Annotated in this window: 25 protein-coding genes; 13 read left to right on the plus strand and 12 right to left on the minus strand. The window is 73.9% G+C overall.

The features are described 5' to 3' along the window. The first annotated feature begins 52 nt into the window (after positions 1–52). The 10 genes from H596_RS22945 to H596_RS0111310 all read left to right on the plus strand — a co-directional run bounded on the left by H596_RS22945 (position 53) and on the right by H596_RS0111310 (position 11,310). Positions 53–1,021 carry a class I SAM-dependent methyltransferase gene (locus H596_RS22945; protein ID WP_051212832.1) on the plus strand — a complete coding sequence of 323 codons (969 nt, stop codon included), beginning with the start codon at positions 53–55 and terminating at the stop codon, positions 1,019–1,021. Continuing rightward, positions 1,011–2,390: a glutathione-disulfide reductase gene (gene gorA / locus H596_RS0111270; RefSeq protein WP_027284982.1), complete on the plus strand. Its 1,380-nt coding sequence runs from the start codon at positions 1,011–1,013 to the stop codon at positions 2,388–2,390. Before H596_RS22945 ends, gorA begins: the two co-directional genes overlap by 11 nt. A 56-nt stretch (positions 2,391–2,446) precedes the next feature. Continuing rightward, positions 2,447–3,832 (plus strand): class II 3-deoxy-7-phosphoheptulonate synthase, encoded by a 1,386-nt coding sequence (locus H596_RS0111275; protein ID WP_027284983.1) that lies wholly within the window; start codon positions 2,447–2,449, stop codon positions 3,830–3,832. A 4-nt stretch (positions 3,833–3,836) separates the two neighbouring features. Beyond that, entirely contained in the window at positions 3,837–4,976 is a 1,140-nt protein-coding gene (locus tag H596_RS0111280; protein ID WP_037301023.1) for a beta/alpha barrel domain-containing protein, read from the plus strand. Positions 4,977–5,150: 174 nt separating this feature from the next. After that, positions 5,151–6,815, plus strand: coding sequence for an NAD+ synthase (locus tag H596_RS0111285; protein WP_027284985.1), 1,665 nt, complete (start codon positions 5,151–5,153; stop codon positions 6,813–6,815). Then, entirely contained in the window at positions 6,812–7,207 is a 396-nt protein-coding gene (locus H596_RS0111290) for a hypothetical protein (RefSeq protein ID WP_245583996.1), read from the plus strand. Before H596_RS0111285 ends, H596_RS0111290 begins: the two co-directional genes overlap by 4 nt. Further along, positions 7,204–8,538: a glutamate--tRNA ligase gene (locus tag H596_RS0111295; protein WP_027284987.1), complete on the plus strand. Its 1,335-nt coding sequence runs from the start codon at positions 7,204–7,206 to the stop codon at positions 8,536–8,538. The genes H596_RS0111290 and H596_RS0111295 overlap by 4 nt, the downstream gene beginning before the upstream one ends. 119 nt (positions 8,539–8,657) lie before the next feature. Then, the gene (cysS, locus tag H596_RS0111300) at positions 8,658–10,073 is read left to right on the plus strand and encodes a cysteine--tRNA ligase (protein ID WP_027284988.1); all 1,416 of its coding nucleotides are present in this window, start codon (positions 8,658–8,660) and stop codon (positions 10,071–10,073) included. 63 nt (positions 10,074–10,136) lie between these two features. After that, positions 10,137–10,508, plus strand: coding sequence for a CopM family metallochaperone (gene copM, locus H596_RS0111305; RefSeq protein WP_027284989.1), 372 nt, complete (start codon positions 10,137–10,139; stop codon positions 10,506–10,508). Between the two features lie 10 nt (positions 10,509–10,518). Next, the gene (locus H596_RS0111310) at positions 10,519–11,310 is read left to right on the plus strand and encodes an RNA methyltransferase (protein ID WP_027284990.1); all 792 of its coding nucleotides are present in this window, start codon (positions 10,519–10,521) and stop codon (positions 11,308–11,310) included. Positions 11,311–11,316: 6 nt separating this feature from the next. On the opposite strand, the gene mltG is transcribed toward H596_RS0111310, so the two are convergent. The 8 genes from mltG to H596_RS21195 form a co-directional block, all read right to left on the minus strand. Next, a complete protein-coding gene (gene mltG / locus H596_RS0111315; protein WP_027284991.1) occupies positions 11,317–12,279 on the minus strand; it encodes an endolytic transglycosylase MltG in 963 nt (320 codons plus the stop codon). A 12-nt stretch (positions 12,280–12,291) separates the two neighbouring features. Beyond that, entirely contained in the window at positions 12,292–13,575 is a 1,284-nt protein-coding gene (gene fabF, locus H596_RS0111320) for a beta-ketoacyl-ACP synthase II (RefSeq protein ID WP_027284992.1), read from the minus strand. A gap of 25 nt (positions 13,576–13,600) precedes the next feature. Next, positions 13,601–13,843, minus strand: coding sequence for an acyl carrier protein (locus tag H596_RS0111325; protein ID WP_027284993.1), 243 nt, complete (start codon positions 13,841–13,843; stop codon positions 13,601–13,603). A gap of 192 nt (positions 13,844–14,035) precedes the next feature. Further along, entirely contained in the window at positions 14,036–15,220 is a 1,185-nt protein-coding gene (locus H596_RS21185) for a TolC family protein (protein ID WP_051212834.1), read from the minus strand. Positions 15,221–15,225: 5 nt separating this feature from the next. Then, on the minus strand, positions 15,226–18,348 hold the full coding sequence (locus H596_RS0111335; RefSeq protein ID WP_027284994.1) for an efflux RND transporter permease subunit: 3,123 nt from the start codon (positions 18,346–18,348) through the stop codon (positions 15,226–15,228). Between the two features lie 4 nt (positions 18,349–18,352). Then, positions 18,353–19,474 (minus strand): efflux RND transporter periplasmic adaptor subunit, encoded by a 1,122-nt coding sequence (locus H596_RS21190; protein ID WP_051212836.1) that lies wholly within the window; start codon positions 19,472–19,474, stop codon positions 18,353–18,355. A 253-nt stretch (positions 19,475–19,727) separates the two neighbouring features. Beyond that, complete coding sequence (locus tag H596_RS0111345; protein ID WP_027284995.1) at positions 19,728–20,621, minus strand: NAD(P)-dependent oxidoreductase; 894 nt, start codon at positions 20,619–20,621, stop codon at positions 19,728–19,730. Between the two features lie 5 nt (positions 20,622–20,626). Beyond that, positions 20,627–21,076, minus strand: coding sequence for a carboxymuconolactone decarboxylase family protein (locus H596_RS21195; protein WP_051212838.1), 450 nt, complete (start codon positions 21,074–21,076; stop codon positions 20,627–20,629). A 111-nt stretch (positions 21,077–21,187) separates the two neighbouring features. Between H596_RS21195 and H596_RS0111355 the strand changes: the two genes are divergently transcribed. The 3 genes from H596_RS0111355 to H596_RS0111365 are packed head-to-tail and all read left to right on the plus strand — an operon-like array spanning position 21,188 to position 23,088. Beyond that, positions 21,188–22,066: an alpha/beta fold hydrolase gene (locus H596_RS0111355; RefSeq protein WP_027284996.1), complete on the plus strand. Its 879-nt coding sequence runs from the start codon at positions 21,188–21,190 to the stop codon at positions 22,064–22,066. Positions 22,067–22,117: 51 nt separating this feature from the next. Then, on the plus strand, positions 22,118–22,639 hold the full coding sequence (locus H596_RS0111360; RefSeq protein WP_027284997.1) for an NUDIX hydrolase: 522 nt from the start codon (positions 22,118–22,120) through the stop codon (positions 22,637–22,639). Further along, the gene (locus tag H596_RS0111365) at positions 22,636–23,088 is read left to right on the plus strand and encodes a hypothetical protein (protein ID WP_027284998.1); all 453 of its coding nucleotides are present in this window, start codon (positions 22,636–22,638) and stop codon (positions 23,086–23,088) included. The genes H596_RS0111360 and H596_RS0111365 overlap by 4 nt, the downstream gene beginning before the upstream one ends. Here H596_RS0111365 and H596_RS0111370 read toward each other — a convergent pair. From H596_RS0111370 to phnE (H596_RS0111385), 4 genes are all read right to left on the minus strand, one after another. Next, entirely contained in the window at positions 23,066–24,076 is a 1,011-nt protein-coding gene (locus H596_RS0111370) for a glucokinase (protein ID WP_084602705.1), read from the minus strand. The genes H596_RS0111365 and H596_RS0111370 overlap by 23 nt on opposite strands. Then, a complete protein-coding gene (locus H596_RS0111375) occupies positions 23,986–24,936 on the minus strand; it encodes an acetamidase/formamidase family protein (protein ID WP_027285000.1) in 951 nt (316 codons plus the stop codon). Before H596_RS0111375 ends, H596_RS0111370 begins: the two co-directional genes overlap by 91 nt. A 106-nt stretch (positions 24,937–25,042) precedes the next feature. After that, complete coding sequence (gene phnE / locus H596_RS0111380) at positions 25,043–25,909, minus strand: phosphonate ABC transporter, permease protein PhnE (RefSeq protein WP_027285001.1); 867 nt, start codon at positions 25,907–25,909, stop codon at positions 25,043–25,045. Further along, positions 25,906–26,811, minus strand: a complete 906-nt coding sequence (phnE, locus tag H596_RS0111385; RefSeq protein WP_027285002.1) for a phosphonate ABC transporter, permease protein PhnE — start codon at positions 26,809–26,811, stop codon at positions 25,906–25,908. Before phnE (H596_RS0111385) ends, phnE (H596_RS0111380) begins: the two co-directional genes overlap by 4 nt. Between the last annotated feature and the right edge of the window lie 4 nt (positions 26,812–26,815).

Here is a 26,815-nt window from a genome sequence, read left to right on the forward strand (position 1 = left end):
GGGGCGCGGGCGTCGCGCTGCCCGCGCGTCGAGGCCCGAAAAGGCCGCGGCCGTGGCCGCACCCGCGCCCCCGGTGCCGGAGGATTCCGCGCCGCGGCCCCCCGCACGGCGGCGCATCGCCACCATCGCGGAAATGCACGCGGCCATCCGCCGGCTTCGGGAGGATCTGGCCCATGATCCCGTGGCGCTGGGGGCCGCCATGGCGGAGCTGGAGCTCGAGCCGCCGCCCGTCTGCGCCGAGCTGCGCGCGCTCGATCCCCTCGGCCCCGACTACGCGGCGCGCGCCTTCGCCCTGATGGCCGAATTGCGCGGCGCGCATGGCTTCAGCGCGCGGCGGGACGAGCGCATCGGGCATTCGCTGGCGGACCGCGATCTCTGGACCGGCCTCTCCCCCTGGGATCATCGCTCGCCGGCCTTCCTGGCCGAGATGTTCGAGTGCTACGCGGCCATGCTGCGCGAGATCGGCGCGCCGCCGGGCGCGCGGGTTCTCGAGTATGGCCCGGGCACGGGGCAGTTCCTGCTCTTCCTCGCGCGCATCGGCTACCAGTGCCACGCGGTGGACGTGGAGCCCGAGTATCTGCGGGTGATTCGCGCTCAGGCGCGCGCGATGCGCCTTCCGGTGCGGCTGGAGCGCGGCCTTTTCGGCGAGGGCTTCGCCGGCGAAAGCTTCGACGCCATCATCTTCTTCGAGGCCTTCCACCACGCGCGCGACTTCATGGGCCTGCTGCGCCACCTGCGCGGGCGGCTCAACCCCGGCGGCCGGCTGATCCTCTGCGGCGAGCCGATGGTGCCCGACGGCATGGTGGACGGCCCCGTGCCCTATCCTTGGGGCCCGCGGCTCGATGGCATGTCCATCGAGGCGATCCAGCGCGGCTGGACCGAGCTCGGCTACCAGGCGGGCTTCCTGCTCACCGCGCTGCAGCGCGCGGGCTGGGCGCCGCGGCTGGTGGCCCACCCCACCACTTTCCGGGCCCACATGATCGTCTCCACCGTCGCCGAGGACGCCGCCGATGCCGCATGACTTCGACCTTTTCGTGATCGGCGGCGGCTCGGGCGGCGTGCGGCTCGCGCGCATCGCCGCGGGGCATGGCGCGCGCGTCGCGATCGCCGAGGAGCGGTTCTGGGGCGGCACCTGCGTGAATGTCGGCTGCGTGCCGAAGAAGATCATGGTCAACGCCGCCGAATACGGCATGTGGGCCGAGGACGCGGCGGCCTTCGGCTGGCGCATCCACAAGGGCGGGCATGACTGGGCGAAGCTCGCCGCTGCGCGCGACGCCGAGGTGGCGCGGCTGTCGGGCATCTACGCCCGGCTGCTGGAGGGCGCGGGGGTGACGCGCTTCGACGCGCGGGCCCGTTTCCTCGACGCCAACACCCTCGATGTCGGCGGCCGGCGCGTCAGCGCCACGCGCATCGTCGTCGCCACGGGCGGACGGGCCACGCGCCTGCCCATCCCGGGCGCGGAGCTCGGCCTGATCAGCGACGACCTCTTCGCCCTGCAGGCGCTGCCGCGGCAGGTGGCGATCCTCGGCGCGGGCTACATCGCGCTGGAGTTCGCCTGCCTGCTGCACGGGCTGGGGGCGGAGGTGGAGGTGTTCCACCGCTCGCCCCAGGTGCTGCGCGGCTTCGACGAGGATCTGCGCCAGGCGGTGGCCGAGGGCATGGCGGCCCAGGGAATCCGGCTGGAGGGCGGGGTGAACGCCACGCGCCTCGCGCCGCTGCCCGGCGGGCGGGTGCTGCTCTCCCTCTCCAACGGCGCGGCGCGGGAGGTGGACGCGGTGTTCTTCTGCACCGGCCGCGCGCCCAACACCGAGGGGCTGGGGCTGGAGCAGGCGGGGGTGGCCGTCGCACCCTCCGGCGCGATTCCGGTGGACGAGGACCACGCCACCAACATCCCCCACATCTACGCCATCGGCGACGTGACGGACCGGCTGAACCTCACCCCCATGGCCACCGCCGTCGGCCATGCGCTGGCCGACACGCTGTTCGGCAACACCCCGCGCCGCGCCAGCTACGAGAACGTGCCCACCGCCATCTTCACCTCGCCGCCCGCCGCCACGGTCGGGCTCTCGGAGGAGGCGGCGGCGAAGCGCGGCCCGGTGGACATCTACGTCACCCGCTTCACGCCCATGCGCCACACCATCAGCAGGCGCGAGGGCCGGCGCACGCTGATGAAGCTCGTGGTGGACCAGCGCACGCAGCGCGTGCTGGGCGCGCATATGGTGGGCGAGGACGCGCCGGAGATCATGCAGGGCATCGCCATCGCCGTGGTGATGGGCGCGACCAAGCAGGATTTCGACCGCACCATCGGCATCCATCCGACCGCGGCGGAGGAGTTCGTCACGCTGCGCACGCGCACCCGGGTCGCGGGCGCGGCGGAGGCGGCCGAGTAGCCATCGGCCGCGCCCTGCCTTAATCTCGCCGCGTTCGTTTCACTGGAGCAGCGACCATGGCGCGCGACTGGCGCCCCGATTCCTGGCGGCAGATGCCCATCCGGCAGGTGCCCGAATACCCCGATCCGGCCGCGCTGGCGGCGATGGAAGCCAAGGTCGCGACCTTTCCGCCGCTGGTCTTCGCGGGCGAGTGCGAGCGGCTCAAGGCCGCGCTGGCCGAGGCCGGCCGCGGCCAGGCCTTCGTGCTGCAGGGCGGCGACTGCGCCGAGAGCTTCGCCGACTTCAACGCCAACACCATCCGCGACACCTTCAAGGTGCTGCTGCAGATGGCCGTGGTGCTGACCTTCGGCGCCGGCATGCCGGTGGTGAAGCTCGGCCGCATGGCGGGGCAGTTCGCGAAGCCCCGCTCCTCCGACGTCGAGACGCGGGAGGGGACGACGCTGCCCTCCTATCGCGGCGACATCATCAACGGCGCCGAGTTCACGCCCGAGGCCCGCGTGCCCGATCCGCGGCGGATGGAGTTCGCCTATCTGCAATCCGCCGCCACGCTGAACCTGCTGCGCGCCTTCGCCACCGGCGGCTTCGCCGACCTGCACCAGGTGCACCGCTGGAACCTCGACTTCGTGGCGCGCAGCCCGCTCGCGGACCGCTACGAGGGCCTCGCCTCGCGCATCGACGAGACGCTCTCCTTCATGGCCGCCTGCGGCATGAACAGCGACAACGCGCCGCAAATCCGCGAGACGGCCTTCTACACCAGCCATGAATCCCTGCTGCTGCCCTACGAGCAGGCGCTGACGCGCGAGAGCAGCACGCATCTGGGCCGCACCTATGCGTGCTCGGCGCATTTCCTCTGGATCGGCGACCGCACGCGGCAGCCCGACGGCGCGCATGTGGAGTTCCTGCGCGGCGTGGCGAACCCCATCGGCATGAAGGTCGGCCCCTCCATGGACCCGGCCGAGCTGGTGCGGCTGACGGAAATCCTCAACCCGCGCAACGAGCCGGGCCGCCTCACCCTCATCTCCCGCATGGGCGCGGAGAAGGTGGAGGCCAAGCTGCCGCCGCTGGTGCGCGCGGTGCGGGCGGCCGGGCGCGAGGTGGTGTGGCTGTGCGATCCGATGCACGGGAACACCACCACCCAGAACGGCTTCAAGACGCGCAGCTTCGAGGCGATCCTGGAGGAGGTGCGCCGCTTCTTCGACGCCATGGCGGCCGAGGGCGCGGTCGCCGGCGGCGTGCATGTGGAGATGACGGGGCGCGACGTGACGGAATGCGTGGGCGGCGCGCAGAGGCTCACGGCGGCCGATCTCGCCTCCAACTACGCCACCTTCTGCGACCCGCGGCTGAACGCCGAACAGTCGCTGGAGCTCGCCTTCCTCATCGCCGAGGAGCTGAAGGCCAATCGCGCCCGGCCCGAGCGCCTGCCCGCGCGGGCGGCGCAGTAGCGCGATGGGCGAGGCGGAGATCGCGGCGCGGACGGACAGCTACTTCAACCGCACGCGCCGGATCGTGGAGAAGTTCGGCGATGCGCGCGTCACCTACGCGGTGTTCCTGCGCCGCCCCGTGGTCTGCGCCCCGCGCCTCGCGCTCGAGTTCCTGCAGGGCGTCTCCCGCGCGCGCGGCACGCCCTTCGAGCTCGACCTGAAATACGCCGAGGGCGAATGGGTCGGCGCGGGCGATCCGCTGCTCTACATCACCGGCTCCTTCGCCGCGCTCGCGGATCTGGAGACGCTCTACCTGCAGAAGCTCGGGCCCGCCTGCGTGGCCGCGCACAACGCCTATCAGATGTGCCTCGAGCTGCCGCAGACCGCCTTCCTCGCCATGGAGGCGCGGCACTGCGCGGGCCATGAGATGCAGGAGATGATGGCCTATGCCGCCTCGGTGGGCAGCGCGGCGGCGCGGCGCGAGGGGGCGCGCGGCTTCATCGGCAACGCAAACGACGCCACCGCCCACTGGTTCGGCGAGGCGCGCGGCCGCGGCACCATGCCGCACGCGCTGATCGGCTACGCCGGCGGCACGGTGCGCGCGGCCGAGATGTTCCACGAGACCTTCCCGGACGAGGACATGACCGTTCTCGTGGACTATTTCGGCCAGGAGGTGACCGACAGCCTCGCCGTCTGCCGCCGCTTCCCCGAGATGGCGGCGGCGGGGCGGCTCGCCGTGCGGCTCGACACCCATGGCGGGCGCTTCCTCGAGGGGCTCGACCCGGCGGAGAGCTACGCGGTGCTCGAGCGCCACGCCCCCGGCGCCATCCGCCGCTACCGCAGCGAGACGGAGCTGCGCCATCTGGTGGGCACCGGCGTTTCGGCCGCCGCGGTGTGGCGCATGCGCGAGGCGCTGGACGAGGCCGGCTTCCCGAAGGTGCGCATCGTCGCCTCCTCCGGCTTCAACGTGCAGAAATGCCGCGTGATGGCCGAGGCGCGCGCGCCGCTGGACGTGGTGGGCACGGGCAGCTTCATCCCCGAGATCTGGAGCGAGACCTACGCCACCGCCGACATCGTGGAGTACGACGGCGTGCCGCGCGTGAAGGTCGGGCGCGAGTTCCTGCTGCGCAGGAACGGCCAGCGCCGCGGCGGGAATGGCGGGTGATGCGGCCGGGCCAATGGCCCGCCGCATCGCGCAAGCCGGCTTGGCGGGCGGCGGCGTGCCGGAACGATGCCATGCCGGCGGCCGCGCTGCAGCCTCGGCGGCCAACGCAAGCGGCTGCCGCTACGGGGCCGCGCCCGCGTTGACCGGCCGCCCCGCGCTGCCTAGGTGCTGCCCATGACCGACCGCCTCCGCATCGCGCTCGCGCAGATGAACCCGCATGAGGGCGCGCTGCGCGCCAACGCCGCGAAGATCCGCGCGCTGCGCGCCGAGGCCGCCGCCCGGGGCGCGGATCTGCTGGTGACGCCCGAGTTCTCCATCGCCGGCTACCCGCCCGAGGATCTCGTGCTCAAGCCCGCCTTCCGCGCCATGTGCGAGGCCGAGATCGAGGCGCTCGCCGCCGAGACGGCCGATGGCGGCCCGGGCGTCATCGTCGGCGGCCCATGGAAGGAGGGCGAGAAGCTCTACAACGCCGCCTTCCTGCTCGATGGCGGGCGCATCGTCGCGCGCCGTGCGAAGCACGAGCTGCCGAACTACGGCGTCTTCGACGACAAGCGCGTCTTCGACGCGGGCCCCGCGCCGGGCCCCGTGGCGTTCCGCGGCGTGCGCCTCGGCCTGATGATCTGCGAGGACTGGTGGTTCCCCGCCGTCTGCGAGACGCTGGTGGAGAGCGGGGCGGAGCTGCTCATCGCCATCAACGGCTCGCCCTTCGAGCTGGACAAGGGCGAGCGCCGCATCGACCTCGCCGTGGCGCGGGTGGTGGAGACGGGGCTGCCCTTCGTCTTCCTGAACCAGATCGGCGGGCAGGACGAGCTGGTGTTCGACGGCGCCTCCTTCGTGCTCAACGCCGACCGCGCGCTGGCGCTGCGCCTGCCCTCCTTCGCCGAGACGCTCGCCGTGACGGACTGGACGCGGGAGGCCGGGGAGTGGCGCTGCGCGCCGCAGCCGCTGGCGCAGCCGCTCGGCCATGAGGCGCAGATCTACGCGGCGATGATGCTCGGCCTGCGCGACTATGTGGAGAAGAACGGCTTTCCGGGCATCGTGCTCGGCCTCTCGGGCGGGATCGATTCCGCCCTCTCCGCCGCCGTCGCCGCCGATGCGCTGGGGCCGGAGCGCGTGCGCGCGGTGATGCTGCCCTCGCCCTACACCAGCGCCGAGAGCCTGGAGGACGCGGCCGCCTGCGCGCGGCTGCTCGGCATCCGCTACGACACGGTGCCCATCGGCCCGGCGATGGAGGCCTTCCACGGCATGCTCGCGCCGCTCTTCGGCAACCGCCCGCCCGACATCACGGAGGAGAACATCCAGTCGCGCATCCGCGGCGTGACGCTGATGGCGCTCAGCAACAAGTTCGGCGAGATGCTGCTGACCACCGGCAACAAGAGCGAGATGAGCACCGGCTACGCCACCATCTACGGCGACATGTGCGGCGGCTATTCCGTGCTGAAGGACGTGTACAAGACCGATGTCTTCGCCGTCAGCCGCTGGCGCAACGCGCATGTGCCGCCGGACGCGCGCGGCCCCGCAGGCCCCGTGATGCCCGAGCGCGTGATCACCAAGCCGCCCAGCGCCGAGCTCAAGCCCGGCCAGAAGGACCAGGACACGCTGCCGCCCTATGATGTGCTGGACGCGATCCTGCAGGGCCTCGTCGAGGAGGAGCTCTCGGTCGAGGAGCTGGTGGCGCGCGGGCATGAGCGCGCGCTGGTGCTGCGCGTCTGGCGCATGCTCGACCGCGCGGAATACAAGCGCCGCCAGGCCCCGCCGGGCGTGAAGATCGGCCGCCGCGCCTTCGGGCGCGACCGGCGCTACCCCATCACCAACGGCTTCACGGGGCTGATCGCGTGAGCATCGAGGGGCGCGACATCCTGGGCGGGGCCGAGGGCGTCTCGGTCGCCATCCGCGACCTCTCCGGCGCGAACGGCGCGGAACCCATCGAGGTGGTGCGCGGCTTCACCTCGCTCGCCCACGCCAACGCCTTCGCGCGCCGGCGCGTGCGCGACTCCATCGAGCTCTGCCGCGCCCCGGGCATGACGGCGGAGCAGCTCCGCGACGCCTGGTTCGCCTTCGGCGAGGACGCGGTGGTGCAGGGCGCGGCCGAAGGCGCCTGGACCAGCGCGAGCGAACTCGCCGCCTTCCTCGCCACGCGCTGCCGCGATGCGGAGGAGCGCAACTGGCGCGTGCTCGATCCGCGCAACGACGCGAACGAGGACGAGGACGAGGACGAGGAGGGGGCATGAAGCTCCGCTTCGCGCCCTCGCCCACCGGGCATCTCCATGTCGGCAACGCGCGCATCGCGCTCGCCAACTGGCTGATGGCGCGCCGGCACGGCGGCGAGATGTGGCTGCGCCTGGACGACACGGACACCCAGCGCTCCCGCCCCGAATACGCCCAGGCCATCGAGGAGGATCTGCGCTGGCTCGGCCTCGACTGGGACGGGATGCTGCGCCAGAGCGACCGCCTCGCCCTCTACGCCGCCGCGGCCGAGAAGCTGAAGGCGGGCGGCCACCTCTACCCCTGCCTGGAGAGCGAGGAGGAGCTGGCCTTCAAGCGCGAGCAGGCGCGCCGCCAGGGCCGCCCGCCCATCTACGACCGCGCCGCGCTGCGCATGACGGCCGAGCAGCTCGAGCGCGCGCGCGCCAACGGCAAGACGCCCTACTGGCGCTTCAAGCTCTCCGGCCGGACGGTGGAGTGGGAGGACGGCGTGCTGGGCCGCCGCGCGGTGAAGCTGCCCGCCCTGTCGGACCCCGTGCTGATCCGCGCCGATGGCAGCTTCCTCTACACCTTCACCAGCGTGGTGGACGACCTCGAGATGGGCGTCACCCATGTGGTGCGCGGCGAGGACCACGTGACCAACACGGGCATCCAGCTCGACATCCTGGCCGCGCTGGGCGGGGCGGAGGGGGCCATCCGCTTCGCGCATCTGCCGCTGCTGACGGATGCGGATGGCGGGCCGCTGTCCAAGCGCATCGGCTCGCTCTCGCTGCGGCAGCTGCGGCGCGACGGCATCGAGCCCGCGGCCATCACCGGCTATCTCGCGGGGCTCGGCACCTCGCGCGATCCCTACCCGGCCGCGCCGCGGGCGCTGGTGGAGGGGTTCGAGCTCTCGGCCGTCTCGCACGCCTCGCCGCGCTTCGATCCGCGACAGATGCTCGCGCTCAACCGCCGGCTGCTGCACGCCATGCCCTTCGAGGCCGCGCGCCCCCGCCTGCCCGAGGGCGCGGGGCCCGAGTTCTGGGAGGCGGTGCGCGGCAATCTCGACACGCTGCCCGAGGCGCGCCACTGGTGGGAGGTGGTGCAGGGCCACATCGCCCCCGTGCCGCAGCCCGAGGCGCGGGAGTTCCTGCGCGCCGCGCGCGAGGCCCTGCCGCCCGAGCCCTTCGACGCCGCCACCTGGCCCGCCTGGACCGAGGCGCTGAAGGCCGCCACCGGCCGCAAGGGCAAGGCGCTGTTCCTGCCGCTGCGCCTCGCCCTGACCGGCGAGGAGCAGGGGCCGGACCTCAAGGCGCTGCTGCCGCTCATCGGCCGCGCGCGGGCGCTGGCGCGGCTCGATCAGGCCATCGCCGCTTGACGCGCCGGCCCGCCCGGGCGCATCACCCGCGCATGGCCGAACGCCCCGCCTGTCGCCGCCGCTGACGCCGCCGCGCGCCCCGCGCGCCCCCCCGCCCCTGGCCTGACGGACCGGCCCCGATGACCACACTCCGCTTCCACAACTCGCTGACGCGCCGCGAGGAGGATTTCGCGCCGCTCGATCCCGCCCATGTGCGGATGTATGTCTGCGGCCCGACGGTCTATGACCTCGCGCATCTGGGCAATGCGCGCCCGGTGGTGGTGTTCGACGTGCTGGCGCGGCTGCTGCGCCGCCTCTACCCGCGCGTGACCTATGTGCGCAACATCACCGACGTGGACGACAAGATCAACGCGCGCGCGAGAGAGACGGGCGAGCCCATCTCCGCCATCACCGCGCGCACCACGGCGGATTTCCACCGCGACATGGCGGCGCTGAACTGCCTCCCGCCCGATGTGGAGCCCACCGCCACCGGCCACATCCCGCAGATGATCGCGCTGATCGAGAAGCTCATCGCGCGCGGCCACGCCTATGCGGCCGAGGGCCATGTGCTGTTCCGCGTGGCGTCCTTCTCCGATTACGGCGCGCTCTCCGGCCGCAGCCCGGAGGAGCTGCTGGCCGGGGCGCGCGTCGAGGTCGCCGCCTACAAGGAAAACCCCGGCGACTTCGTGCTGTGGAAGCCGAGCGACGCCGACACGCCGGGCTGGGACAGCCCCTGGGGCCGCGGCCGGCCCGGCTGGCACATCGAGTGCAGCGCCATGTCCTGGACGCATCTGGGCGAGTGCTTCGACATCCATGGCGGCGGGCATGACCTGCTCTTCCCGCACCACGAGAACGAGGTGGCGCAGAGCCGCTGCGCCTTCGGCACGCGCTTCATGGCGCACACCTGGCTGCACAACGGCATGCTGCTGGTGAACGGCGAGAAGATGTCGAAGTCGCTCGGCAACTTCCTCACCGTGCAGGACATCCTGGCCAAGGGCCCCTGGGCGGGCGAGGCCTTCCGCCTGCTGCTGCTGCGCACGCATTACCGCGCCGCGCTCGACTACAGCGACGCCGCGCTCGGCGAGGCGAAGGCCGAGCTGGACGACCACTACGCCATGCTCGCGCGCCCCGCCCCGGAGGCCGAGGCCCCGCGCGAAATGGTGGACTGGGTGCTCGCCCCGCTCGCCGATGACCTCAACACGCCGCTCGCGCTCGCGCGGCTGCGGGATTTGCGCACGCTGGAGAACGTGGCCGGCGTGGGCGGCTCGGCGGCGGCGGTGCATGCGCGCACCCCCCGGCCCTGGACGCCCGCCCCTGGCGAGGCGCGCGCGGCGCTGCGCGAGGCGGCGGGCGTGCTCGGCCTGCTCGCGCAGGATCCGCTCGCCTGGCGGCAGGGTGGGGTGGACGCGGCGGCAGTGGAGGCCGCCATCGCCGCGCGCCTCGCCGCCCGCAAGGCGCGCAACTGGGCCGAGGCCGACCGCATCCGCGACGCGCTGAAGGCCCAGGGCATCCTGCTGGAGGACGGGCCCTCCGGCACCACCTGGCGGCGCGCTTGACCCTCCCATGGCGGCAATGCCCAGACTTCGCGGCGGCCTGATCCAGCGCCAGGGAGAGACGCCATGAACCGCCGCACCGCCCTTCTCGCCGCCGCCACCGCTGCCGCGGGGCCCGCCCTCGCCCAGTCGCCGCATGGCGGGCATGGCGGCCATGGCGCGCGGGGCGCCGCGAACGAGCCCGCCAGCACGCGCGAGTTCCGCGAGGCCAATGCCCGGATGCACCGCGCCATGGACATCCGCTTCACCGGCAACGCCGACCGCGACTTCCTGGCCGGCATGATCCCGCACCATGAAGGCGCGATCGAGATGGCGCGCATCGTGCTGCGCCATGGGCGCGACCCCGAGGTGCGCGCGCTGGCCGAAGCGATCATCCGCGAGCAGGAGCGGGAGATCGCGCAGATGCGCGCCATGCTCCAGCGCCTGCCGCCACGATGAGGCCGGGACGGTGAGGGAAGAGGGCGCCGCACCGCTCGTCCCGCCGCCCGGCGAGACGCCCATCGTGGTGCTCGTGCGCCCGCAGCTCGCCGACAACATCGGTGCGGCGGCGCGCGCCATGGCCAATGGCGGGCTGTTCCACCTGCGCCTCGTCGCGCCGCGCGACGGCTGGCCCCAGCCCCGCGCCTGGGCGGCGGCGAGCGGGGCGGACCGCATCCTCGACGCCGCCACGCTGCATGCCAGCCTGGACGAGGCCATCGCCGACTGCCAGCGCGTACTGGGCACCTGCCCGCGCCCGCGCCACGTCATCACGCCGGTGCTGACGGCGCGCGGCGCGGCGGCGGAGCTGCGCGACGCGACGGCGCGCGGCCTGCGCTGCGCCCTGCTCTTCGGCCCCGAGCGTGCCGGGCTGGAGGCGGAGGATCTCGCGCGCGCCGATGCGCTGGTGCGCTACCCGCTGAACCCGGCCTTCTCCTCGCTCAACCTCGCCCAGGCCGTGATGGTGATGGCTTATGAGTGGTGGACCAGCGCCGACGCGACGCCGCCGCGCGTGCTGCAGACGCACAAGACCCGCGTGGCGACGCGCGAGGAGCTGGAGAACTTCATGGGCCACCTGCTGGCCGAGCTCGACGCCTGCGGCTTCCTGCGCAACGAGGCGAAGCGGCCCGGCATGGTGCGCAACCTGCGCCACTGGTTCACCCGCGGCGAGGTGACGGAGCAGGAGCTGCGCACCCTGCACGGCGTGGTGGCCGAGCTCTCGCGCGGGCGGATGCGGCGCGGGAGGCCGGAGAAGGAGGGGTGATCCCCCCTATCGCGTCAGCGCCCGCCAGCGCGCCACGTTGCGGTTGTGCTCCTCCAGCGTGCGGGCGAAGGCGTGGCCGCCCGTGCCGTCGGCCACGAAATAGAGGAAATCCGTCGCCTCCGGGCGCACCGCCGCGCGCAGCGCCTCCCGCCCCGGCGAGGCGATGGGGCCCGGCGGCAGGCCGCGGTTGCGGTAGGTGTTGAAGGGATGGTCCCGCTCCAGATCGGCGCGCGTCAGCGGCCGGTCCAGCGGCATCCCCTGGCCCACCGCATAGGCCACGGTGGGGTCCGACTGCAGCGGCATGTTCCGGCGCAGCCGGTTGACGAAGACGCCGGCCACCAGCCCGCGTTCCGCCGCCACCCCCGTCTCGCGCTCGATGATGGAGGCGAGGATCAGCGCCTCGCGCGGGGAGGCGAGGGGCAGGTTGGGCGCGCGCTGCGCCCAGGCCTCGGCCAGCGCCTGGTCCATGGCGGCGATGGCGCGGCGCAGCACCGACGCGCGCGTGTCGCCGAAGGCGAAGGCGTAGGTCTCGGGCAGCACCGCGCCCTCGGGGAAGGGCGGGAGATCGCCCGTCAGCCCCTCGGTGCGCTCGATCAGGGCGGCGATCTGCCGCGCGGTCAGCCCCTCGGGGATGGTGAGGCGGCGCAGCACCGGCCGGCCTTCGCGCAGCACGCCCAGCACCTCGCGGATCGAGGCCCCGGCGGGGAAGAGGAACTCCGCCGCGCGCAAAGGCCCCTCGCCGCGGGTGAGATAGGCGGCCAGGGCGAAGAGCCGCGCGTCGCGGATCACCCCGCGCTCGCGCAGCACGGCGGCGATGGTCTCCGTCCCGCCGCGCGGGATCACCACCTGGGCGGGCTCGGCCAGCGGGCCCGGCGCGGTGACGGCGCGCCAGACGAAAAAGGCCGCGCCCCCGAGGAGCGCGGCCGCGAGCAGGACCAGCGCCCCGACCAGGCGGAGCGCCCGGCGCATCGGCTCAAGCCCTCACGGCGCGCCCCGGAAGATCACCGAGGCGTTGGTGCCGCCGAAGCCGAAGCTGTTGGAGAGCGCCACACGGATGGGCCGCTCCTGCGCCGTCTTGGCCACGCGGTCGATCGGGCTCTCGCGCGAGGGGTTCTCGAGGTTGAGGGTGGGCGGGGCCACCCCGTCGCGCACCGCGAGGATGGAGAAGATGCCCTCCACCGCCCCCGCCGCGCCGAGCAGATGCCCCGTGGCCGACTTGGTGGAGGACATGGCGAGCCCCTTCGCCGCATCGCCCCAGAGGCGCTCCACGGCGGCGAGCTCGATGTCGTCGCCCATGGGGGTGGAGGTGCCGTGCGCGTTCACGTACTGCACATCGGCCGGCGAGAGGCCGGCGCTGCGCAGCGCCGCCTTCATGGCGCGGTAGCCGCCATCGCCGTCCTCGGCCGGGGCGGTGATGTGGTGCGCATCGCCCGACATGCCGTAGCCGATGACCTCGGCGTAGATCTTCGCCCCGCGCCGGCGCGCGTGCTCGTATTCCTCGAGCACCAGCACGCCCGCGCCCTCGCCCATCACGAAGCCGTCGCGGTCCCGGTCCCAGGGGCGGGAGGCGGCCTGGGGCCGGTCGTTGAAGCCGGTGGAGAGGGCGCGCGCGGCGCAGAACCCGCCGATGCCGAGCTCGCAGATCGCCGCCTCGGCCCCGCCGGCCACCATCACATCGGCGTCGCCCAGCGCGATGAGCCGCGCCGCATCGCCGATGGCGTGCACGCCCGTGGCGCAGGCCGTCACCGCCGAGTGGTTCGGCCCCTTGAAGCCGTAGCGGATGGAGACCTGCCCGGAGGCGAGGTTCACCAGCGCCGAGGGGATGAAGAAGGGCGAGAGGCGCCGCGTGCGGCCATTGGCCACCAGCGCCCCGGCCTCCTGGATCGTCTCGAGCCCGCCGATGCCCGAGCCGATCATCACGCCGGTGGCGCGGCGGCCCTCCTCGTCCTCGGGCGCCCAGCCGCTGTCCTCGATGGCCTCCGCCGCCGCCACCCAGGCGAGGTGGATGAAGCGGGCCATCTTCTTCTGTTCCTTGACCGGAATCCACTCGTTGAGGTCAAGGCCGTGCTCCGCCTTGCTGCCGTGCGGCACCTGCCCCGCGATCTTCGCGGGCAGATCCTTCACGTCGAAGGACTGGATGGCGGAAATGCCGCTCTCGCCGTTGATCAGCCGCTTCCAGACATGCTCGACCCCGAGCCCGAGCGGGCTCGCGATCCCCATGCCGGTGACGACGACGCGGCGCGGCGCGAAGCCAGGCGCGAACACGTGCTGAAAACCCGGTGGAGCCGCGTCAGGCCGAGGCCTGCTGCTTCTCGATGAACTCGATCGCGTCCTTCACGGTCTGGATCTTCTCCGCCGCGTCGTCCGGGATCTCCACGCCGAAGGCCTCCTCGAAGGCCATCACCAGCTCGACCGTGTCGAGGCTGTCCGCGCCGAGGTCGTCAATGAAGGAGGCTTCCGGCGTCACCTTCGCTTCTTCCACGCCGAGGTGCTCCACGACGATCTTCTTCACCTTGTCGGCGGTCTCGCTCATCACGTCTCTCCTGCTGGCGCGGGCCCTTCGCCCGGGCCGAATCCTCCCGCCCGGGATGGCCGGCGGGTTACCATGAATGACCCGCGCGCCACTAGGCCGCCCCGCGCCCGCTGTCCAGACGGCAGGGCGGGGTTTCGGGCCTTCGGCGGCATCACGGGGCGTTTCGGCCGGTAACGGGGCCGGCCCCGCGCCTCACGGCAGCACCCCCCGCGCCTGGTTGAGGCGCGAGCGGGCGCGCTGGGCGGCGATGGCCGCGCGCCCCTCCTCCTCCGCCGCCTCGAGCCGGAGCTGGCGCACGCGGAACAGCTCGAAGGCCCCGGTCTCGCCGGCCCGGAAGGCGCGCAGGGCGATGGCCTCCTGCTCCCGCGCCACCGCGAGCCGCTCCCGCGCCAGGCGGGCGGCGGTCTCGGCGGCGCGCAGCGCGGCCTCGGCCCGGGCGCGCTCCGCCTCCACCCCGCGCCGGGCGAGGGCGAGTTCGGCCGTGGCGCGCGTCACCTCGCTCTCGGCCTCGGCCCGGCGGGGGGCGTTGCGCGCCTCGGTGGCGAGCGGCAGGCGGAAGCGCAGCCCGAGGCTTGCGGAATCCGCCGTGCCGAGCCCCGCCTCCTGCCGGCCGAAGACGCCGAGCTCGGGGTTGTCGCGCGGGGTGGCGGCCACCAGCCGGCGGCGCGCCTCCGCGGCGGCGAGCTGCGCCTCGGCCGCCAGCAGCGCGGGGTGGGCGGCGGCGGCGCGCGGCGCCTCGGCCGGCAGGTCGGGCGCGAGGCCCCCGGTCAGGGCGCGATAGGCGGCCAGCGCCTGCTGCGCCGCCGCCTCGGCCTGCACCAGGGCGAGCTCGGCGGCCAGCGTCTCGTTGCGCGCCAGCAGCGCCTCGCTCGGCGGGATGTCGCCCAGCGCGGCGCGGCGCTGCACGTCGCGCGCGATGTCCCGCGCGGTGGCGAGCCGCTCGCGCGCGAGCTGGGCGGCGCGGCGCGCCTCCGCCGCCTCCCACCAGGCCTCGCGCAGAAGGCCGGCCAGCTCCAGGCGGCGCAGCGCCAGGCGGCGGTCCAGCTCCGCCACCGCGGCCTCCACGCTGCCGGCGAGGGCGCCGCGCTGTCCGGGCAGCCAGAGCGGCGCGCTCAGCTCGGCGTCCCACTCGCGCAGCTCGCGCGGGCCGCGCGTGTCGGCGCGGAAGCTGCCCGAGAGGGCGGGGGCGCCGGCGATGGGGGTGCGCACCGCGACGCCGCGCGCGGCCGCGGCCTCGCGCTGCGCCTCCAGCGTGCGGAAGCCGGCGTCCAGGGCGAGCGCGGCCTCCAGGTGCCGCGCCAGCGGGTGGGGCTGCGCCAGCGCCGCGCCGGGCGGCGCGGCCAGCAGCGCGAGGGCGAGAAGCAGGATCGCACGCATCGCCCTCACTCCGCCGCCCGGGGCTGCGCCGCGCCGGCGCGCGCGCGCGGCAGGGCGAAGCGTTCGTAGAGGATGGGCAGCAGCACCAGCGTCAGCACCGTCGCGGTGACGAGGCCGCCGATCACCACATAGGCCAGCGGCCGCTGGATCTCGCTGCCCGGCCCCGTGGCGAACAGGAAGGGCACGAGCGCGAGCGCGGCGATGGAGGCCGTGAGCGTCACCGGCGTGAGCCGCCGCTTCGCGCCCTCGCGCACAGCCTGGGCGAGATTGAGCCCCTGCTCCGCGATGAGGCGGTTGATGTAGCTCACCAGCACCACCCCGTTCAGCACCGCGATGCCGATGAGGCAGAGGAAGCCCACCGAGGCCGGCACCGAGAGGAACTCGCCCGAGGCCCACAGCGCCAGCACGCCGCCGATCAGCGCGAAGGGCACGTTGCAGAACACCAGCGCCGCCTGCCGCAGGCTGCCGAAGGTGAGGTGGAGCAGCAGGAAGATCGCCCCCAGCGCCACCGGCACCACGACGGAGAGCCGCGCCATGGCGCGCTGCTGGTTCTCGAACTGCCCGCCCCAGGAGATCTCGTAGCCCTGGGGCAGCCGCACGCGCGCGGCCACCGCCGCCTGCGCCTCGGCCACGAAGCCGCCCGTGTCGCGCCCGCGCACATTGGCGAGCACGGTGGCGAGGCGGCCGCCCTGCTCGCGGATCACCTGCACCGCGCCCTCCTCCTCGCGGATGTCGGCCACCTGCGAGAGCAGCACCGTGCCGCCCTGCGGCAGCGCGATGGGCACGCGCGCGAGATCGGCGGCGGAGCGGCGCAGCGCCTCCTCGCCGCGCAGCAGCAGGGGGATGCGCCGCTCGCCCTCCAGCACCGTGCCGATCTGCCGCCCGTCCACCCAGACGCGCAGCGTCTCCTGCACCTCCGAGGCGTTGAGGCCGACGCGCCCGGCCGCCAGGCGGTCCACCGTCACGGTGAGGTATTTCATGCCCTCGTTGCGCAGCGCGAAGACGTCGGCGTGGCCCTCGATGCCGCGCAGCGCCTCCGCCACCTCGCGCGCGAGGCGGTTCAGCTCCGGGATCTCGGGGCCGAAGATCTTCACCACCACGTCGCCGCGCGCGCCGATGATCATCTCCTGCACGCGCATGTCGATGGGCTGGGAGAAGGCGAAGCTGATGCCGGGCACGCCGGCCAGCACCTCGCGGATCGCCTCCAGCACGAAGGGCATGCCGCCGCGCCGCGCCTCGGGCCGCCACTCGGCGAGGGGCGCGAGGGTGAAGAACATGTCCGTCTCGTTCAGCCCGACGGGATCGAGCCCCAGCTCGTCCGCGCCCGCGCGCGCCATCACGCCGCGCAGCTCCGGCACGCGCGCCATCAGCTCGCGCGCCACGCGCATGTCGGTCTCCACCGCCTCCTCCACGCCGATGGTCGGATGCTTGCGCAGGGTGACGACGGGCGTGCCCTCGTCCATCACGGGGATGAAGATGCTGCCAATCTGGGCGAAGGCGAGGCCGGCGGCGATCAGCCCCGCCCCCGCCGCGCCCCCCACCTTCAGCGGATGCCGCAGCGCCCATTCGAGGAAAGGGTCGTAGAGCGCGTGCAGCCGGCGCACGAGCCAGGGCTCGCCGCCCGCGCCCGGCTGGAGGAGGAAGGCGCAGAGCACCGGCACCACGCTCAGCGCCAGCAGCAGCGCGGCCACCAGCGCGAAGGCGATGGTGAGCGCCACGGGCCCGAACAGCCGCCCCTCCAGCCCCTGCAGCGAGAGCAGCGGCACGAAGACCGCGACGATGATCACCACGCCCGAGGCGAGCGGCGACGCCACCTCGCGCGCCGCCTCGGCCGTCAGGCGCAGCCGCTGGGTGAGGCCCGGCCGCGCGCCGTGCAGCGCGTGGAACCGGTGCGCGACGTTCTCCACCACCACCACCGCGCAATCCACCAGCAGCCCGATGGCGATGGCGAGCCCGCCGAGCGACATGATGTTGGCGGACAGCCCCCACCAGCCCATCACGCCGAAGGTGATCAGCACCGCGAGCGGCAGGCTGAGCGAGACGACCAGCGCGGCGCGGACATTGCCGAGGAACAGCAGCAGCAGCACCACCACGAGGGCGATGGCCTCCAGCAGCACCTTCTGCACCGTCCAGACCGCCTTCCCGATCAGCTCCGCGCGGTCGTAGAAAACGACGAGGCGCACGCCCTCGGGAAGCTGCCGCTCGATGGCGGGGATGCGCGCGCGCGCGCCCTCCACCACCTCGCGCGCATTGGCCCCGCGCAGGCCGAGCAGCAGGCCCCAGACCGCCTCGCCCTCGCCGTCGCGCGTCACCGCGCCGTTGCGGGCCAGCGCGCCGAAGCGCACGTCCGCCACGTCGCCTACGCGCACGACACGGCCCTCGCGGTTCGCCAGCACGATGGCGCGCACGTCGTCGAGCGTGCGGATGCGGCCTTCGGCCCGCACCAGCAGCGCCTCCTCGCCGTCGCGGATGCGGCCGGCGCCGTCGTTGCGGTTGTTGCGCTCCAGCGCCTCCTCCAGCATGGCGGTGGTGATGCCGCGCGCGGCCATGGCCGCGGGGTCGGGCACCACCTCGTAGGTCCGCACCTGGCCGCCCAGCACGTTGACGTCCGCCACCCCCGGCACGGCGCGCAGCGCGGGGCGCACCACCCAGTCCATCAGCGTGCGCGCGTCGGAGGGCGTGAGGTTCTCGCCCTCCAGCGTGAACATGAGCATCTCCGCGAGCGGCGTGACGATGGGCGCGAGCCCGCCCTGCACGCCCGGCGGCAGGTCGTCCATCACCTGCTGCAGCCGCTCGTTCACCTGCGCGCGGGCCCAGAAGATGTCCGTGCCCTCGCTGAACTCGAAGGTCATCAGCGTGACCGAGAAGCGCGTGACGGAGCGCATGAAGACGAGGTTCGGGATGCCGCGCATCGCCGTCTCGACCGGCGCGGTGACGCGGCGCTCCAGCTCCTCGGGCGTGAGGCCCGGCGCGCGCATAGAGACGAGCACCTGCGTCGGCGCCACGTCGGGGAAGGCGTCGATGGGCAGGGCGCGGTAGGACTGCACGCCCCAGGCCATCAGGCCCAGCGCGGCGACGAGCACGAGCAGGCGCTGGCGCAGCGCCGTGTCGATCAGCGTTCCGAGCATCGTCTCAGCCCAGATCCGCTTCCGCCAGCTCGGCCAGCAGCGCGAGCATGCCGCGCACGGCGATCTGGTCCGTCGCGGCGAGGCTGGCGCGGATGGAGGTGAACTGCGCCGTCTCGTTCAGCACGGTGACGGGGCGCGCGGCGAAGCCCTGCGGCGTGCGCACGAACACCCAGCTCCGCTCGCGGTGGCGCACCACGGCGCCCGCGGGCACGCGCCATTGCGGCGTGCCGTTCGCGCGGAGCTGCAGCGCCACCGTCACGGCCTGGCCGGGGCGCAGCGCCTCCACGCCGCGGCTCACCTCGGCCACGGCCGTCACGCTCTGGGTGGCCGCGTCCGCCGTGCGGCCCACGCGCAGCACATGGCCTTCCGCGCCCTGCGCGGGCACCAGCACGCGCGCGTTCTCCACCAGCGCCGCGGCGCGCGCGAGCGGCACCTGCACGTTGATCCAGAGCACCGAGAGGTCGCCGATGGTGAGCAACGGCGCGGCCTGGCTCACGCGCTCGCCGGGCGTGGCGGCGCGGCCGAGCACCACGCCCGCGATCGGGCTCGTCACCGTCAGGGCCTGCTGGATGCGGCGGGTGCGCGCGAGTTCCGCGATCTCGTGCTCGCTCATGCCGAGCAGGCCGAGCATCTGCGTGCGCTCGTCCAGCGCGGCGGCGGCGGCGGTGTGCTCGGCGCGGGTGACGATGAGGCGGCGCTCGGCGATCACGCGCTCGCGGTAGAGCTGCTCGTCGCGGCGCAGCTTCTCGGCGGCGAGGTCGTGCTGGGTGCGCGCCTCCAGGAACAGGCGCTGCGCCTCCACCAGCTCGGTCGAGCGCAGGCGCGCCACGGCCTGGCCGGCGCGCACGCGCTCGTCCGGCGCCACGTGGATCGCCTCGACGAGGCCCGCCGCCGGGGCGGCCACCACGCGCAGCTGTGCAGGCGGCACCACGACGCTGCCGGGCAGCGTCAGCTCGGAGGGGCCCGTCTCCGGCTCGGGCCGGCCGAGTTCGATCCCGCCGGCGCGGAGCTGCCGGTCATCGAGGCGGATCGCCACCTCGGCGGCGCCCGGCTGCGCCAGCGCGGGCACGGCGAGGGCCGACAGGAACAGGGGCGCGCACATGCGGCGCGCGAGGAGGGGCCTCATCGCGAATCTCCAGCATCGCTTCATGTGGAGAGCGCACGGCTCAGCGCCCCGGGGCCCGGGCGCGCGCCCGGGACATCGGCTCAACAGGCCCCTTGCAGGCGGGGCGTGTCGCTTGCCCGCGATCTCCAGCGCCGGCCGACACATGACATCTACGTCATGCGCCGCGCAGTTCAAGCCCGGCGTTGTGCGGCGCACTACCGCGCCGGGGCTTGATCCGCGCTGAACTGTTGCTGAAACGAAGCTGAATCGGCTGTCATGTGTTCCCGCCGGCGAGCACCTGCCCCGCCAGCCGCTCGGCGAGCTTCGCCATGGCCGTGTGGTCCTCGCCCGGGCCGAGATGCGCGGCGGCCGCGGCCCAGAGCTCGCGCGTCAGCGCGGCGAGCGGCGTGGGCACGCCGGCCTCCTTGCCGACATCGAGCGCTATGGAGAGATCCTTCACCATCAGATCCAGCGCGAAGCCGCTGTCGAAGCGGCGCGAGAGCACGAACTGCCGGAACTTCTTCTGGGTGGAGTTGTTCATCCCCGTGGAGGCGTTCAGCACATCCACCATCAGCCCGGGCTCCAGGCCGAACTTCTGGCCGATGAGCAGCGCCTCGATGCCGATGAGGAAGCCGCCGGCGCTGACCAGGTTGTTCAGCGCCTTCATCGCCTGGCCCGCGCCGACGGGCCCGCAGCGGTGGATGGAGCTGCCCATGGCGCGCAGGATCGGCTCCGCCGCGTCGAGGTCCGCGGCCTCGCCGCCGGCCATGATGGCGAGCTCGCCCGTCTTCGCGCGCGGCACGCCGCCGGAGACCGGGCAATCCACCATGCGGATGCCGTGCAGGGCGAGCATCCGCGCGATCTCGCGCGTGCGCGAAGGGTTGCCCGAGGTCATGTCGATGAACAGCGCGCCGGCGGGCAGGGCGCCCGCTGCGGCCTCGGCCACCATCGCCACCTCGCGGCTGGTGGGCAGGATGGTGATGAGCGCCTCCGCGCCCGCGCAGGCCTCGGCCACGCCATGCGCGGCCCGACCGCCGATCTCGGAGACGAAGCGCGCCACGCGCTCGGGCGAGAGGTCGCTCACCGCGACCTCGTGGCCCGCGCGGACGAGGTTGGCCGCCATCGGCCAGCCCATGTTGCCGATCCCGGCGAAGGCGAGGCGCGCCATGGCGGCTACTTCTTCGCCTTCTTCTTCGCGGGCTTCTCCTCCTCCGCCTTCTTCGCGGCCTTGGGCTTGATCGCGCCTTCGGCGAGCAGCACCTCGTGCGTCGCCTTGAAGGCGTCGAGCGCGGCGGGGATGCCGGCATAGGCGGCGGCGTGGCAGAGCGTGGCGCGGATTTCCTCCACGCTCACGCCGTTGTTGAGCGCGCCCTTCACGTGCAGCTTCACCTCGGGGATCTTGCCCATCGCCGTGAGCATGGCGAGGTTGATGATGGAGCGCGTCTTGCGGTCCAGCGTCGGGTCGCCCCAGGCCATGCCCCAGGCCCAGCTCGTCGTGATGCGCTGGAAGGCCATCATGAAGTCGTCGGCCTTCTCGAGGCTCGCGTCCACATATTCGGCGCCCAGCACCGCGCGGCGGATGGGCAGCCCCTTGTTGAACAGCGCGTCGTCGTCCTGGGCCATGGCGCTTCCTCCTTGTCGGGCGTGGCGGGCGAAGCCTGCGGCGGGCGCGCGAGGCGGTCAATCGGGCGGCGGGCGCTTCCCCCCGGCGCCGCGGGGTGCCAGCATCGGCCCATGTTCTTCGAGGGCTTCCGCCTGGAGACGCGCGAGGCGAACGGCATCGCGCTGCGCCTGCGCCGCGGCGGCGCGGGCCCTCCCCTTCTGCTGCTGCACGGCAACCCGCAGACGCACGCCATGTGGCACCGCCTCGCGCCCGCGCTGGCGCGGCGCTTCACCGTCATCGCGCCCGACCTGCGCGGCTACGGCCTCTCGGCCAAGCCGCCGGTGAGCGCCGACCATGCCGCCTATGCCAAGCGCGCGATGGCGCAGGACATGGCGGCGCTGATGCGCGGCCTCGGGCATCCGCGCTTCGCCGTCGTCAGCCATGACCGGGGCGCGCGCGTGGCGCACCGCCTCGCCCTCGACCATCCGGAGGCGGTGGAGCGGCTCTGCGTGATGGACATCGTGCCCACGCTGCACCACTTCGAACATGCCGACATGGCCTTCGCCATGGGATACTATCACTGGTTCTGGCTCGCGCAGCCGCACCCGCAGCCCGAGCGGCTGATCGGGCAGGATGTGGAGCTCTGGTTCGACATCCACACGAGCCGCGAGCCGAAGGACAAGGGCTTCTTCCACCCCGAGGCGCGGGCCGACTACCTGGCCGCGCTGCGCGCCCCCGGCACGGTGGCCGCGATCTGCGAGGACTACCGCGCCGCCGCCACCATAGACCTCGCCCATGACCGCGAGAGCCGCGCGGCGGGGCGGCGCGTCGCCTGCCCGCTGCTCGCGCTGTGGGGGCGCAAGGGGAAGATCGGGCAGTGGTATGATCCCCTCGCCGTCTGGCGCGCCTATGCCGATGGCCCCGTGACCGGCCATGCGGTGGAGAGCGGCCACTACCTGGCCGAGGAAGCGCCGGAGGAGGTGCTGGCCGCGCTCGACGCCTTTCTCTGACGCGGTGCGGCGCCGCTTGTCCCGCGCCGCCCGCGGGGCCAAGTGCGGGGAATGAGCACCCGCTTCCAGCGCCGCATCCCCGAGGGCGAGGACCGCGAACGCCTGATCTGCGGCGATTGCGGCTTCATCGCCTACGAGAACCCCAAGATCGTCGTCGGCGCGGTGGTGGGCGAGGGCGGGCGGGTGCTGCTCTGCCGCCGCGCCATCGAGCCGCGCCGGGGCTTCTGGACCCTGCCCGCCGGCTATCTCGAGATGGGCGAGACGGTGGAGGAGGGCGCCGCGCGCGAAGCCTGGGAGGAGGCGCGCGCGAAGCTTGCGCTGGAGGGAATCCTGGGAGTCTACTCCATCGCGCGAATCGGGCAGGTGCAGGTGATCTTCCGCGCGCGCCTCGCCGAGCCGGGCTTCGCCCCGGGGCCCGAGAGCCTCGAGGTGCGGCTGTTCGAATGGGGAGAAATCCCATGGGACGAGATCGCCTTCCCCTCCGTGCGCTGGGCGCTCGCGGCCTGGCGCGAGGGGCGCGCCGCCGTGGCGGGCAACCCGCCCGAGGATGCGCGGGGCATGGCGGGGCTGTGAGGGCCGCGCTGGCGCTGCTGCTCGCCCTCGCCGCCGCCCCGGCCCTGGCGCAGAACGCGCCGCCGCCGCCCCGCGTCGGCGACGCGCCGCGCGCCCAGGCCCAGGCCCAGCCTCAGCCCCGCCCGCAGGCCCAGGCCAACCCCGCGCCGCGTCCGCGCCCCACGGACCCGCGCGACCGCGCCTTCATGGGAGGCGGCATGGTCGGCACGCCCGATTACGGGAACGCCCCGGCGCAGCGGCGGGTGGAACTTGCGCCGCGCCCCAATCTCGACATGGAGGGCCCGCGCGGCCCCGCCCCGAGCATGGACCCGAGCCTCTCGCCCACCATGATCAATCCCCGCCTGCCCAGCCGCGGCGCGGCGGCCGATGGCGCGATCAACCAGCGCGAGCAGCGCCTGCTGCAGACCCCCGCGCCCGGCGCGCGCCTCAGCGTGCCGATGAGCTGGTAGCGGCCAGCACAGCGAGGCCGAGCAGCCCCGGCTCGGGGTGCGCGATGCGCCGCACCGGGATGCGGGCGAGGTAGCCCGCCATGCGCGGCTTCGCGTCGAAGCGCGCGAGGAAGGCCGCGCGGTCGCAGAAGGGCAGCAGCCGCGCGAGCGCGCCGCCCGCGAGGTGCACGCCGCCGCGCGCGCCGTGCATCAGCGCCGCATCGCCGCAGAAGCCGCCCAGCGCGCGCCAGAACAGGGCGATGGCGGCGCGCGGCAGCGCCTCGCCGCGCGCCGCCGCCTCGGCCAGCGCGGCGGCGCTCGCGGGCGGGGGCGGCAGCCTGCGCAGGGCGGCCAGCGCGGCGGCGAGCCGGGGCAGCCCCTCGCCGCTCAGCAGATCCTCCTGCGAGACGGGCCCCTGGCGCGCCCGCAGATGCGCGAGCAGCGCCTCCTCCTCCTCGTCATGCGGGGCGAAGGCGGCATGCCCGGCCTCGGTGGCGGTGACCCCGCCCGCATGGCGCACGGCGAGGCCGAGCCCGGTGCCGGCGGCGATCACCAGGGCCGGCGCCTCCGGCACGGGTGTGCCCGTGCGCCAGTGTTCCACCTCCTCCGGCGCAAGGGCGGGCAGCGCCCAGGCCATGGCCTCGAGGTCGTTCAGCAGCCGCACCTCGGCAAAGGGCAGGGCGGCGGCCTCCACCACCCAGGGCGCGTTGGTCAGCGCCGCGCGGCCCGCCTCGACCGGCCCCGCCACCGCGCAGAAGAAGCGCGGCGGTGCGCCGAGCCGCGCCCGCGCCAGGGCCAGCGCGTCGTCGAAGCGCGGATGCTCGGCCACGCGCAGCGTCAGCGCCTCGCCGGGGCGGCCGCCCTCGGCCCGCGCGAAGCGGGCGTGTGTGCCGCCGATGTCGGCGAGGAGCGCCGGCGTCAGAACAGCAGGCCCTTCTTCAGCAGCCCGTGCACGCCCTTCTCGCCGTTCACCGTCTGCGTCACGTGGAAATCCACCGCCAGCGAGCAGAACTGGTAGGCGTCGGCGGCGCTAAGGTTGGTGCGCGAGGTGATGAAGCCGATCATCTCGCGCAGCGCGCGCTTCATCGCCTCGTCGAGGTCCTCGTGCATGCCCATGGAGATGTAGTGCGTCGCCGTCTCGGCGCGCGGGTAGGCGAGGTTGCCGCCCTTCTCGACAGTCAGGCGGAAATGGCCCGTGAGGCACATCTCCAGCGCGTTGATGCACACCTCGCCATCGCCCTGCACGCCGTGGCCGTCGCCGGCGCTGAACAGCGCCCCGGGGACATGGACGGGCAGGTAGAGCGTGGCGCCCTCGCCGATCTCCTTGTTGTCGAGGTTGCCGCCATGCGCGCGCGGCTCCTTGGTGCTGATCGGGCCCCATTCGGCGGGCGGGGCCACGCCCATCACGCCGAAGAAGGGGCTGAGCGGCAGCGCCACGCCCGGCCCCACGGGCACATGGCCCACGCGCTTCTCGCGGTCCACCGGGATGTGGAGCATGCGCTTGTAGGGGAAATCCTCCGGCAGCGTGCCGCCGAGCGGGCGGAAGCCGCAGAAGCCCCAGTCGCAGCCGAGCTCGATCTTCTCGATGTCCACGCGCAGCGTGTCGCCCGGCATGGCGCCCTTCACCGCCACGGGGCCGGTGAGGATGTGCGGGCCGAGGCGCGGCGGGTTGGCCGCGTGGATGGCGGCCAGCGCCGGGGGCACCTTCAGGCCCGAGGAGGGGTCGGGCATCGCCTCCGGCCCGCCGGAGACGCATTCGAGCACCACGAGGTCGCCGCTCTCGACCTCGATCAGCGGCGCGTAGCTCGCGTCGAAGCTGCCCCAGCGGATGGTCTCGGGCGTGGCGGGGATGCGGTGGGTGGCGGGCATGGGTCGCTCCTCGGTTCGCCCGCGATGAAAGGCAAGCGTGCGCCAAGGTCAATCGCCGCGGCGGGAGAGAGAGGCGGCGGGCCGCGCCGCGCCGCCCAATCCCGCGTCAGGCCGCCCGGCCGATGAGCCGCCGGCGCAGCGCGCCCGAGAGAAGGTCGATCACCGCCACCATCACCAGGATCAGCACGACGATGAAGGAGACGGCCTGCCATTCCAGCGTGCGGATCATCTCCGCCAGCACCAGCCCGATGCCGCCCGCACCCACGATGCCGATGATGGTGGAGGAGCGGACATTGCTCTCGAAGAAGTAGAGCACCTGGCCCGCGATCACGGGCAGCACCTCGGGCAGGATGCCGAAGCGCACGCGGTGCAGCCCGGAGCCGCCCGCGGCCACCACGCCCTCCTGCGGCTTGCGGTCGGCCGCCTCGATGGCCTCGGAGTAGAGTTTCCCGAAGATGCCGATGTCGCCCATCATGATGGCGAGCACGCCCGCGAAGGGGCCGAGGCCCACCACGCTCACCCAGATCAGCGCCCAGATCAGCGCGTCGATGCCGCGCAGCCCGTCGAGGCCGCGGCGCGTCAGGAAGCGCAGCGCCTGGTTCACCGTGGCGTTGCGCGCGGCGAGGAAGCCGAGCGGGAAGGCGATGGTCGCGGCCAGCAGCGTGCCGAGGAAGGCGATGGCCAGCGTCTCGGCCAGCGCGCGCAGCACGCCCGCCACGCTGGCGCCCTGGGTGGGCGCCGGCGGCACCATGAGGGTGAGGAAGTGCAGGAGCTGCCCGAAGCCCGAGAGCAGGCGCGAGGCGTCGATGTCGAGCCGCCACACCCCCAGCGCGAAGAGCCCCGCCATGCCGAGCAGCACCGCCACCGTGGCGAGGCGCGAGGGCGTGAGGGGCCGGAACTGCGCCGGATGCGCGGCGCGCAGCACGGGCAGGCGGGCGCGCGCGGCCTCGCGAAGGGGCTGGGTCGCGCTCATCGGCCGGGCTCCTTCCCGATCAGGCGCCGGCGCAGCCAGCCCGTGCCGAGGTCGATCAGCGTGACGGTGAGGATGATCAGCACCAGCAGCGCCGCCACGTCGTTGTAGTAGAATTTCCGCACCGCCTCGACGAGGTCCTGCCCGATGCCGCCCGCGCCGACGAAGCCCAGCACGGCGGCGCCGCGCACATTCACCTCGAAGCGCAGCAGCGCGTAGCTCAGGAAACCCGGCAGCACCTGCGGCACCACGGCGAAGCGCGCCATCTGCGTCCAGGAGGCGCCGGCGGCGGTGGCGCCCTCGACGGGCTTCATGTCGATGTTCTCCACCACCTCGGAGAAGAGCTTGCCCTGCGCGCCGAGCGAGTGGATGGCGATGGCCAGCACCCCCGCGAGCGGCCCCAGCCCGAAGGCGATCACGAAGATCAGCGCGAAGACGATCTCGGGCACGGTGCGGCAGAACTCGAGGCCGCGCTTCACGACCCAGCGCAGCGTCGCGGAGGGCACGATGTTGGCCGCCGAAAGCAGGCCGAAGGCGAAGCCGCCCAGGCATCCGAGGAGCGTGCCCACATAGGCCATCAGCAGCGTGTCGCCGAGCTGCGGCAGCCATCGGTGCAGGCCCCAGAACCACTCGGCCGGGTCCATCCAGACCCATTGCCCGGCGCGCTCGCCCGCCTCCAGCGTGAGGATGCGGCCGAAATAGCCGAAGAACTCTCCGCCGCGCTCCCACAGCACGGCCGGCTTCACCTCCGCGACCCAGGCGGCGAGCAGCGCAAGGCCGAGCAGCACGAGGAGGGAGAGGAGCAGGCGCCGCCGCTCCGCCGCGCGCACGGCGGCATAGCCGGCGCGGAGCGGCTCCAGCCGCTCCGCCGGCAGGCGGGGCAGGGCGGCGGCGCGCGCGCTCATCGCG

Source organism: Rubritepida flocculans DSM 14296 (genome assembly GCF_000425365.1).
GTDB classification, from domain to species: Bacteria; Pseudomonadota; Alphaproteobacteria; order Acetobacterales; family Acetobacteraceae; genus Roseococcus; species Roseococcus flocculans.